We start from the raw sequence: 11,438 nt of genomic DNA, 5'->3' as shown, positions 1-11,438 counted from the left end.
CCGGAGGGTGCGACCCCTGGTGACAAGATCACGGTTCCGGTTGAGGTGACCTACCCGGATGGTTCGAAGGACAACGTTGATGTCACCGTCACGGTTGAAGAGCCTGACGCTAAGGACAAGGACGCTGACACCTTCGAGCCTGGTTACGAGGATGGTTCTGGTAAGCCGGGCAGCGATGTCAAGATCGATCCTCCGACCTTCACCGACAAGGACGGTAACCTGACCGAGGCTCCGGAGGGCACGACCTTCGGCCCGGGTGAGGGTGCTCCGGATGGTGTGAAGGTCGATGAGAACACTGGTGAGATCACTGTTCCGGTGCCGGAGGGTGCGACCCCTGGTGACAAGATCACGGTTCCGGTTGAGGTGACCTACCCGGATGGTTCGAAGGACAACGTCGATGTGACCGTGACCGTCGACGAGCCGGATGCGCCGGCAGGCACTGACGCCGAGAAGTTCGCACCGGAGTACAAGAAGGTGACCGGCGTTAAGGTCGACGAGAGCGGAAGCACCGAGAACCCGTTCGGCGAGGAAGATGCGCCGCTGAAGAACATCGATTCCAAGGCATCGGACGGCTCCCAGGATTGGGAGTTTGAGATGCAGGACAACGGTGTCATTGTGGCCACCGCGCCGACGATGGCTGAGGTTCGCGACGCTGTCGGCGAGGAGCTGCCCGCTATTAATAAGAGCTGGGAGAAGTTCGTCGAGACCTTCACCCCGTACGCTCGCCCGACCGTGACGGTGGACTTCACCTACGAGGATGACTCGAAGGACGAAGGCGTCGACGCGAACTTCGACCTGCTGGGCAAGGACGGCAAGTCCCTGCTGGATCCGGACGGCGACTTCGACGACGATGGTTTCACCAACAAGGAGGAAATCGAGGGCGGTTCCAACCCGGCTGACGAGAACTCCAAGCCGTCCGAGGGCGACGAGGTCAAGGACACCACTCCGCCGACCGTGAACCCGATCAAGCCGGGTGATAAGACCATCTCCGGTACGGGCGACCGTCCGAACGAAGACATCATTGTCACTCTCCCGGACGGCACGGAGGTTGAGACCACGACCGACGAGAACGGCAACTGGTCCGTCGACGTACCGGCTGGTGTTGAGCTCAAGCCTGGTGACAAGGTCATCGTCTCCGACGGCGACGGCAACAAGGCCACCGAGCAGGTCGGCATCGACACCGGCAAGTGTGTTGCTACTTCCCTCGGCTTCGGTCTGCCGCTGCTGGCGCTGATCCCGCTGGGTTTGGCTACCCAGATGGAGATTCCGGGTCTGTCCACCGTTGTGGCTGACGCGAATGCTCAGCTGCAGGCTGCGAATACCCAGATCCAGCAGCAGTTGGGTCTGTTCAACCCGGGTATTGCCGCGCAGGTTGATGCTGCGAACAAGCAGCTGGCAGCCTTTGGTACGGACCTGGGCACTGTTGCCGCTGGCATCGCGCTGATCGCCGCGGGCATTCTGGCTGGCACGTTGATCTTCGACAACTGCTCGCCGAATGGTGGTGGCAGCTCTGTGAAGGATCTTGAGCTGAAGGGCTCCTCCGGCAAGACCTACGCTGGTTCCTCCAAGAAGGATGAGAAGGCAACCGACAACGGTTCCTCCTCCAAGGACAACCAGGGTTCCTCTGAGAAGAAGTAATCCCCGGTAGGTTCTCAATAGCCTCGTTCTCCCGCAAGGGAGGGCGGGGCTATTTGCGTTGTTCGGCTGGTGGTACAACAACGGTGGCCATTTCTAGCCCCGGTTGTGGCATAGCCGATCCACGAGAAGGGCGTCGACGACAACGGCGTATCCGTCGAGGTGGACAAGGGCGGCATCAAGACCGTCGAGCCGAACGGCGAGGAGCAGGACACCGGCATCAAGGTGAAGAACCCGTCTGAGGACACCACCGTTACCGCGGTGGACGAAGACGGCAACCCGGTCGAGGTGAGGATTGACGACAACGGGAATGTCGTCGTCAAGCCTCAGCCCGGCGTCGATGGACCGATCAAGGTCACCATCACCGACCCGAGCCTGCCCAACGGTTCCGTCGAGTTCGAGGTGCCGGTTGCCGGCCACGAGAAGAACCGCGACGATAACGGCTCCGACACGCCTATCGACGACAACGGTACGACTGTCGACAGCTCCGGCACGAACACCGTCAAGCCGACCGATGAGAAGCAGGACTCGGGCATCAAGGTGAACAACCCGTCCGAGGACACCGAGGTCACCGCCACCGACGAGGACGGCAAGGACATCCCGGCCGAAATCGACGAGGACGGCAACATCCACCTCACCCCGGGCACCGACGTGGACGGCCCGATCACCGTCACCGTCACCGACCCGAACCTGCCCAACGGCGCAGTCGAGGTGGAGGTGCCGGTGGACGGCCACTCCAAGAACGTCGACGACAACGCCATCTCCGTGGACAAGAACGGCATCCAGCCGGTCCAGCCCACGGACGAGGAGCAGAACACCGGCGTAAAGGTGAACAACCCGTCCGAGGACACCAAGGTCACCGCGGTGGACGAAGACGGCAAGGAGATCCCGGCCAAGATCGACGAGGACGGCAACGTCGTGGTCACCCCGGGTGAGGATGTCGACGGCCCGATCACCGTCACCGTCACCGACCCGAACCTGCCCAACGGCGCAGTCGAGGCCGAGGTGCCGGTTGCGGGCCACGAGAAGAACCGCGACGACAACGACTCCGACACCGCGTCCGTGACCACCCCGGACGTCCCGGCAGACGGCAACGCCCACGTTGTCGGCCGCGTGAACAACCCGGCCAAGGATGGCGGCTACACCGGCAAGCTCGTGGACCGCTCCGGCCGCGAGATCGAGGGCGGCGTCGTTGAGATCGACCCGGAGACCGGCGAGATCAAGGTGACCGTGCCGGCCGGCACCGGCCCGCGCGAGGCCTTCGTGGCCGTGCGCGACAAGGACGGCAAGCGCGTCACCGACAAGGACGGCTACGACCTGCGCGTCAACATCGTCGCCCCGAACTACGGCGACGACGCCACCGCCGTGAAGCCGGGCGAGCAGGGCACGTCCAAGGATCCGTTCGCGGGCCAGGACCTCACCACCGGCATCACCGGTGCCGAGGTCGCAGGCTCCAACGGTGCGGACAACTGGAGCTTTACTATCGACGGCACCTCCGGCGTGATCACCGGCCAGGCACCGACGAACGCACAGCTCCAGGACTCCTTCACCGAGAAGTTCCCGACCGGCAAGACCACCTGGGACGACTTTGTGAAGCAGTTCGACGGCATCGCCAACCCGTCCGCGACCGGCACCATCACGCTCGACGGCGTGAAGGACCCGCTGACCGGCGAGGCGAAGTTTGAGCTGGTGGGCCAGGACGGCCGCTCCATCCTGGACCCGAACGGCGACTTCGACGGCGACGGCGTGTCCAACCGCGACGAGATCGAGGGCAAGTCCGACCCGTTCGACGTGGACTCCACCCCGTCCGAGGGCCAGGATGCACCGGAGAAGCCGGGCAAGCCGGGCCTGACCGACGACGAGCGCAAGCGCTGCATCGCCACCTCCGTCGGCTTCGGCCTGCCGCTGCTGGCGCTGATCCCGATCGGCCTGGCCACCCAGACCGCCATCCCGGGTCTGTCCCCGGTGGTGGAGCAGTACTCCGAGCAGATCCGCCTGGCCAACGCCCGGATCCAGCAGGAGCTGGGCGTGTTCAACCCGGAGATTGCGCTGCAGGTCGAGGTGATTAACAAGCAGCTGCGCCAGTTCGGCCTGGACGTGGCAACCGTGGGCGCAGGCCTCGCACTGATCGCCGCCGGCATCCTCACCGGTACGGTCATCTACGACAACTGCACCCCGGGCGGCATCGGCAGCTCTGTGCAGGACCTCGAGCTGAAGGGCTCCACCGGCAAGACCTACGCCGGTTCTTCTGAGAAGAAGTAACCGAGTAGGGCTCGCGCCCTAGCCGAGCCGAGCGCTCCCGCTTCCCGCACTGGGAGGCGGGGGCGTTTCGCCGTTTGGTTGGGGGCAAGCCCGTGGGCGACTGGTCTGATCCGCTTGATCACTTTTAATGATCGATCATTATTCGTGAAGTGCACTGCTCAGACCCTTGCACCGCCAAACTCTGGGATCGTCACCCACTGACAACTCCCCTAGAAAATCGGCCGATCCCAGGGTCTGTCCGAGTAAACGCAAACGAAAGCGGGCCGTGCTGGTGAAAACCAGCAGACCCGCTTTCAGTCTCCGACTCCGTAGAGCCTTTTCGCGTAGAACAGTAGCATGTATCGAGGGGGATTGTAATGGATAAGGGTTTCTGGGGAACCTATTTCGGAGAGGCTCGTTTAGCGCCGTTCCTTCAGCTTGCTGATGGAAACGTGAAGTTGGCGCTCTCGTTTTATCTCTGGAATGTCCAAGTCGGGGCAGCTTATTTTGAATTGCTTGGCATTTCGGAGGTTGCTTTGCGAAACGTCATTTACAGAGGGGTTGACCGCTACTGTCTCTCTAGGGACGTGGGGAAATGGCTGCTCGCGGAGCCAGCTATTCTCCCGCTTCCTTTGCAGAAGTTGATGAAGGGACCTCTGCTTGAGGCTCAGTCCAAGGCGAAGGAAGCGAAGAACCGTCGAGATCAGAACCCTGCGCACCCACGAAAGGGATTTCCGTTGCAGGAAGGCGATGTTCTTGCTCAGGTGACTTTTGGAGCGTGGCACAATTTGTTTCCGTCTGAGTGGGGAGAGTCGAAAGACCCGGTGACGAACAACTACCGCACCATTCTTTGGGAGTCTGCACTCAAGTGTGTTTTCCAGCCGGGAGCCGATCCGGACCGATTGCGGTGGCTTCTCTACAGGCTCACATACTTTCGGAACCGCATAGCGCACCACGAGTACCTGCTTGGGCCTTCAGCTCACGTAACCGCAACGCATCCTCTTCGTCAGCGGCTTAACGATATCTTCGAGCTTCTAGAAATCGTCGATCCGGAGTTGAAGGAATGGGCGACAGGTTTCAATCGTGTGTCGCAGCTCCTCAAACATCCCCCAGTTCGGTGACGGTCTGGGGGTGGATCCAGCGTATTCGCACCGGGGCAGGCTTTGCGTACCAGCCCGCACCCATAATTGTGGGATAATTCGTTCCCATGACTGTTCCGCACTCTGCAGAGCACCCCGCCGAGCGTCCAGCCGGGCTCAACACTGGGTCCAACACCGGGTCCAACACCGGGTCCAACACCGGGCCCAACGCCGACCACTCCCCCGACGACACGGGCGCTATCCCCACCGTCCCCGCCTCACCAGCTGCCAGCGAGGAGCCGGCGGAGATGCCGCGCCGGGCGCTGATCCTGGGCGAGTCCGCGATGGCGCTGGACCTGGAGCAGGCGTACAAGCGCTTGGGCTTTGACACCCGCGTCGGCGCCGCGAGTATTGCGGAGGCGTTTTACCCGGGGATCATCGTCACGTCGGGTGATGCGGAGGACACGATCGAGACGGTGGAAGACGTCTCGCGGCGCGTCGGTGCGGTGGTCGCGCCGTCGGTGGATGCGTGCCGCCACACCGCGGACCGCATGGCGGTGCGAAAACAGGCCAACGAGGAGTTGGGCCTTCCCACCTTGGACTACGAGTTCACCGCGACTCCGCAGGAGATGCACGACGCGGTGGAACGCATCGGGTACCCGTGTGTGGTCAAGTCGCCGACGAGTAAGGACGGCGAGGGCTTCAGCGTCGTTCATAACGACGGGGATCTCGCGGACGCGTGGCGCGCCGCCGACCGTGGCTTAGGGCAGGGCGCGGTGGTGGAGCGGTTCATCGATTTCGACTACGAGGTGACCATTCTCGCGGCGCGTTCCATCGACCCGGAGACGGGCGGGTTGGCCACGTGGTTCTGCGAGCCGATTGGTACCCGCCATAGGGAAGGCCGGCTCGTCGAGAGTTGGCAGCCCGCGCCGCTGCCTGAGGCTGCGATGGATAACGCGCGCTCCATCGCGGCGCGCATCACCGGCGCGCTGGCCAGCTGCGGCATCTTCTCGGTGGAGATGTTTGTCTCCGGCGACGACGTCTACTTCTCCCAGGTCACTCCGCGCCCGAGCCGCGACGGTTTGGTCACGTTTGTCACGCAGCGCATCAACCAGTTCGACCTGCAGGCGCGCGCGACGCAGCGGCTGCCCATTGATTCGACGCTGATCAGCCCGGGTGCGGTGCGCTTTTTGGAGGGCCACCCGTCGCAGGCCGCGCTCGCTGCGGCGATGGCGGTGGATGAGGTCACGGTGCGAATGCTTGGCGACGGCACCCTGGTCCTCGCCACGGCCGATTCCGCGGCGGAGGCCCGCCAGCGCACCGACGAGGCCGTCCGCGAGATCTACAGGGTCGACGGAAAACCCGGCGAGAATTAGATCACACCTTTTAGTTCGTCTTGGCGGGGGTCGCATCGGTAAACTGGTGCATGTTTGCCCACGACGAAAGGTGAAGCCATGTCTCAACGCCAATCTTTGCTGGTAACCCTCGCTAACCGCACCTTCGACGGCCTGGATCTGCAGCAGCTTGCCAGCCGTTTGGAGCTGCCCCTGGTGCGACTTTCGGGTGACAGCGTGGCAGAAATCTTCAACTCCGAGCAGATCACCGAAGAGCCGGCCCTGTATGCGGGCACTGGCGACTACAACTTCGACGCTCAGCTCGCTGCCGCCATCGGCGCCCCGGTGCTGCTCGCCGCAGGCGACGAAACGGTGGCCAAGCTCGCTGAAGCGAGGATTGGGGAGTTGGGGGCGACCGTGGCGTCGATAAGCAATGGCGATCTTGACAACGTTGAGCCCGTCGACGCCCGGCAGGTGATGAGCCCCGTGGTGTTCGAGCGCCAACTGATCGAGCAGGCGCGCGCCAACCGCAAGCACGTGGTGCTGCCGGAGGGGGAGGACGACCGCATCCTGCAGGCCGCCGACCAGCTGCTCAAGCAGGGCGTGGCCGAGCTGACCATCCTCGGCGATGTGGACGACATGAACCGCCGCGCGGCCGATTTGGGCCTGGACCTCACGGGCGCGAACCTGGTCAACCACCTCGAATCTGAGCTGGCCGAGGAGTTTGCCGCCGAGTTCGCGGAGCTGCGCAAGAAGAAGGGCGTCACCATCGAAGAGGCACGCGAGACCATGAAGGACGTGTCCTACTTCGGCACCATGATGGTGCACAAGGGGCTTGCCGACGGCATGGTCTCCGGCGCCGCGCACACCACCGCGCACACGATTAAGCCGTCCTTCCAGATCATCAAAACCGCCCCGGGCGCGTCCGTGGTGTCCTCGATCTTCCTCATGGTCATGCAGGACCGCCTCTGGGCGTTCGGCGATTGCGCCGTGAACCCGAACCCGACCGCGGAGCAGATCGGCGAGATCGCCGCCGTGTCTGCGCAGACCGCCGCGCAGTTCGGCATCGACCCGAAGGTGGCCATCCTGTCCTACTCCACCGGCACCTCCGGCTCCGGCCCGGACGTGGAGCGCGCCGTGGAGGCGACCGCGAAGGCCAAGGAGCTCGCCCCGGACATCGCCATCGACGGCCCGCTGCAGTTCGACGCCGCCTGCGACCCGGGCGTCGGTAAGAAGAAGGCCCCCGACTCCCCGGTCGCCGGCCAGGCCAACGTGTTCATCTTCCCCGACCTCGAGGCGGGCAACGCGGGCTACAAGATCGCCCAGCGTACCGGCGGCGCGCTCGCCGTCGGCCCGGTGCTGCAGGGCCTGAATAAGCCGGTCAACGACCTGTCTCGCGGCGCAACCGTGCCGGACATCGTCAACACCGTGGCCATCACGGCGATCCAGGCGGGGGCGAAGTAAATGTCCTACGTCCTCGTTATTAACTCCGGTTCTTCCTCGATCAAGTTCCAGATCGTCGACCCGACCTCGGACGCGTCCGCGGACCCGTTCGTCTCCGGCTTGGTCGAGCAGATCGGCGAGCCGCAGGGCCGCATCACCATCAAGTACGACGGCCAAAAGTACGTCGTGCAAAAGGCCGTGCCCACCCATGCTGACGGCTTGCAGGAAACCTTCAAGCTTCTCGACGCCAAAGGCATCGGCCCGACGCAACTCGACATCGTCGCCGCCGGCCACCGCGTCGTGCACGGCGGCATGGTCTTCTCCGAGCCGGAGCTGATCCTGGACCCGGTGGTGGACATGATCCGCGACCTGATCCCGCTGGCGCCGCTGCACAACCCGGCCAACATCGACGGCATCGAAGTTGCCCGCGCGCTGCTGCCGGACATCCCGCACGTGGCGGTGTTTGACACCGGCTTCTTCCGCGACCTGCCGCCGGCCGCTGCCCTGTACGCCATCAACGCCGAGGTGGCGGAGCAGAACCTGATCCGCCGCTACGGCTTCCACGGCACCTCCCACGAGTTCGTCTCCTCCCAGGTGCCGGAGCTGATCGGCCGTGACCCGAACCACACCCGCCAGATCGTGCTGCACCTGGGCAACGGCGCCTCCGCGTCGGCTGTGGCCAACGGCCACCCGATTGACACCTCGATGGGCCTGACCCCGCTGGCCGGCCTGGTTATGGGCACCCGCTCTGGCGACATCGACCCCGGCATCATCTTCCACCTGGTGCGCCAGGGAGGCATGTCCATCGACGAGATTGACAACCTGCTCAACCGTCAGTCCGGCGTGAAGGGCCTGTCCGGCGTCAACGACTTCCGCGAGCTGCGCGCCATGATCGAGGAAGAAAACGAAAACGCCTGGCTGGCCTACATGGTCTACCTGAACCAGCTGCGCCGCTTCATCGGCTCCTACATGATCGCGCTCGGCCGCGTGGACGCCATCACGTTCACCGCCGGCGTCGGCGAGAACGACCAGGACGTACGCATGGACGCCCTGGACAACCTGAAGATGTACGGCATCGAAGTCGACCCGGAGAAGAACGCGCTGCCCAACGACGGCCCGCGCATCATCTCCACCGACGATTCCACGGTGAAGGTCCTTGTCGTGCCCACCAACGAGGAGCTGGCCATCGCGCAGAAGGCCGCCGCCGTCGCCGCCCGCGTGGGGTAGTGAGGCTTTTCAGCCCCGGCACCGGTTCGCGAGACCTGGTGCCGGGGCTTAGTGCTGCTTGTTGCGTGATCGTCTAGCGGCGTGTGGAGAGTGCTAGACGATCCGCCCCGTAATGAAACACAGTGTCAATATCACCTGGGGAAATGCGGAGCCGGTTCGCGGATCGTCTAGCAGGTCGTGCGGTGCTGCTAGACGATCAGCGATCTTGGTGTTGGTGGGAGCTGTTGGCGGGGGTGACGGATGCGTCGATAGGCAATGAGCAAGCTGCAACTAGCAGATCAACTGTCCAAGTTTGTATTGTTTCAGGTGATATTGAAAAGCGGGTTCAGTTGCGGGCTGATCTGCTAGCTCCCGAAAACCGCAACTAGCAGATCCGCCCTCGGACTAAACGTATGACGATTCCCCCTTTGTGATTGATTGCACAAAAACCGTCTGATTCCCGCGCGTGGCAGCGCAGAGGTCCACGCGGGCCGTTGATCAGCTGGCGGACGGCTCTGCAAACCACAATTGTGTTGTCTTTATGGATTCTTGCGCGATAGATTTGCGGGTGGAGAAAACCGTATTGTTGGCTGTTGATTGAGTCGGCGGTAGATGAAAGATTCAGAAATGGGGTCTTGCAATGACTGGAAAGCATGACCGCGCGTTTGCGCGTCGGCGCGGGACGTCGGTAGCCGCGTGCGCGCTCGGCCTGTCGCTTGTGGTGACGGGCGTCCAGCCGGTTGCAGCCCCGCAGACCGCTTCGCAGGCGTCGGCGCAGCTGCTGACCGATGCGCAAAAGTCGTTGGTGAGGTACCCAACCTCCACAAGCGTGAACTACGGTGAGACAACCAAAATCAGCCCGAACGTTAACCGTCTGACTGTCTACCCACCGAACGGATACAAGCTCGCCGACAGCGTTAACCCGGGCTGGGGGGCCACAATCGACCCAGAGTCCGGAGAAATTTCAATCACTCCGGACCCGGACGCCGATCTTGGAGAGAGCGACAAGATCGAAGTTCAATTCACGTTCAAAGATGGCTCCACCAAGACCGTCGACGCCGCCGTTAGCGTGCAACCCGACCCGGAATACGTAGACCAGAGCGACAAGGTGTTCTGGACTGGGAAAGCAATCAACGCTATCGACATCCGGGTGAACAAAGCTCCCCGGAGTTCGGCGCTCACCATCGATGAGTCCACGCTGCCACCAGGTGTCACCGCCACGCTGCGTAACTTCGGCAATATCAAGCACATCTTCCTGAAGGGCACCCCGACTGAAACCGGCACTTTCACGGTGAAAACCCAGCTGGTGGAGGGCGGAAGCGTTGTTGCCGGCGCCGACGGGCCACTCGAGCAGACCTTCACGATCACGGTGAAGGACTCTGCAGATTTGCCGGCTCCGGTCGAGCAAAACGTTGTTGACGATCCGGCACCGGTGAAGCCCGGTGAGAAGGTCAACATCGCCATTCCCACAGAGAACGCATCGTCCGTCGAGGTCACTGACCTGCCGGAAGGTCTGACTTACGACGACGAAAAGAGCGAGATCACCGGCACGCCGAAGGCTTCGGGCAAGGCGAAAGTCGAGATCATCACTAACGACGCCAAGGTCATAACCGACACCATCGATATCCAGGTTGAGGGGTCAGGTGATTCGACGACACCGGAAACGACGACGTCTGAGCCGACGGCCACGGCAGAGCCGACCACCGGCGCAACGACCCCTACCTCCGGCAAGCCGACTTCAGCAACCCCGACGTCTGGTTGGGTAACGACGCAGCCGGAGCCGACGACCCCGATTTCGGAGGAGCCGACTGCTACCGCGAAGCCGACGTCTGGCCAGGACACCCCGGAGCCGACGACGAAACCGTCCACGCCGGAGCCGACGACGAAACCGTCCACGCCGGGTTCTTCCGAGCCGACCTCGACGACCCCGACGTCTGGCTGGGTGCCCACGCAGCCGGAACCGACGACCACGACTTCGGGCACGCCGACTTCGGTGACCCCGACGTCTCAGTCCACGCCGGAGCCGACGACGAAACCGTCCACGCCGGGTTCTTCCGAGCCGACCTCGACGACCCCGACGTCTGGTTGGGTGCCGACGCAGCCGGAACCGACGTCAACTACTGCGCAGCCGACGTCAACTACTGCGCAGCCAACGTCCGGTCAGTCGACCACGGCGCGGCCGACCTCCGACCAGCCGACAACCGCCGACCGGACCACGTCCGCGCCGGAGCCGTCTGCCCCGGCTACCTCTGAGCCGACCGCAGCGACGCCGACCACTGCGCAGCCGACCACCGCGCAGCTGACAACTACCAAACCGACCTCCGGCCAGACCACGTCCGCGCCGGAGCCGTCTGCCCCGGCTACCTCTGAGCCGACCGCAGCGACGCCGACCTCTGGGCAGCTGACGACTCAGCCGCAGCCGACGTCAACTACTGCGCAGCCAACGTCCGCTCAGCCGACTTCGGGCCAGACGACTACAGCTCAGCCGACCTCGGGCCAG

The 11,438-nt window shown here is 63.6% G+C and carries 7 protein-coding genes; all 7 read left to right on the top strand.

Translation table 11 applies throughout. The features are described from left to right. Positions 1–1,638 (top strand): YPDG domain-containing protein (locus QP996_RS04805; protein WP_284871502.1); only part of this gene is annotated, 1,638 nt, incomplete at its 5' end. 159 nt (positions 1,639–1,797) lie between these two features. Continuing rightward, complete coding sequence (locus tag QP996_RS04800) at positions 1,798–3,897, top strand: hypothetical protein (protein WP_284871501.1); 2,100 nt, start codon at positions 1,798–1,800, stop codon at positions 3,895–3,897. A gap of 356 nt (positions 3,898–4,253) precedes the next feature. After that, complete coding sequence (locus QP996_RS04795; protein ID WP_284871500.1) at positions 4,254–4,997, top strand: hypothetical protein; 744 nt, start codon at positions 4,254–4,256, stop codon at positions 4,995–4,997. Positions 4,998–5,083: 86 nt separating this feature from the next. Next, complete coding sequence (locus tag QP996_RS04790; RefSeq protein WP_284871499.1) at positions 5,084–6,331, top strand: ATP-grasp domain-containing protein; 1,248 nt, start codon at positions 5,084–5,086, stop codon at positions 6,329–6,331. Between the two features lie 78 nt (positions 6,332–6,409). Continuing rightward, positions 6,410–7,753 carry a phosphate acetyltransferase gene (gene pta, locus QP996_RS04785; protein ID WP_284871498.1) on the top strand — a complete coding sequence of 448 codons (1,344 nt, stop codon included), beginning with the start codon at positions 6,410–6,412 and terminating at the stop codon, positions 7,751–7,753. Next, a complete protein-coding gene (locus tag QP996_RS04780; RefSeq protein ID WP_284871497.1) occupies positions 7,754–8,959 on the top strand; it encodes an acetate kinase in 1,206 nt (401 codons plus the stop codon). A 619-nt stretch (positions 8,960–9,578) separates the two neighbouring features. Further along, positions 9,579–11,438, top strand: a 1,860-nt coding sequence (locus QP996_RS04775) for a Rib/alpha-like domain-containing protein (protein WP_284871496.1), incomplete at its 3' end; no start/stop codon positions are given.

This window comes from Corynebacterium sp. MSK008 (assembly GCF_030232585.1).
Lineage (GTDB): Bacteria > Actinomycetota > Actinomycetes > Mycobacteriales > Mycobacteriaceae > Corynebacterium.
This window is presented reverse-complemented; position numbering and strand designations above follow the sequence as displayed.

Coding starts and splice junctions, on each gene's coding strand:
- QP996_RS04795 (WP_284871500.1), top strand. CDS start 4,254: ATGGATAAGGGTTTCTGGGGAACCTATTTCGGAGAGGCTCGTTTAGCG.
- QP996_RS04790 (WP_284871499.1), top strand. CDS start 5,084: ATGACTGTTCCGCACTCTGCAGAGCACCCCGCCGAGCGTCCAGCCGGG.
- pta (WP_284871498.1), top strand. CDS start 6,410: ATGTCTCAACGCCAATCTTTGCTGGTAACCCTCGCTAACCGCACCTTC.
- QP996_RS04780 (WP_284871497.1), top strand. CDS start 7,754: ATGTCCTACGTCCTCGTTATTAACTCCGGTTCTTCCTCGATCAAGTTC.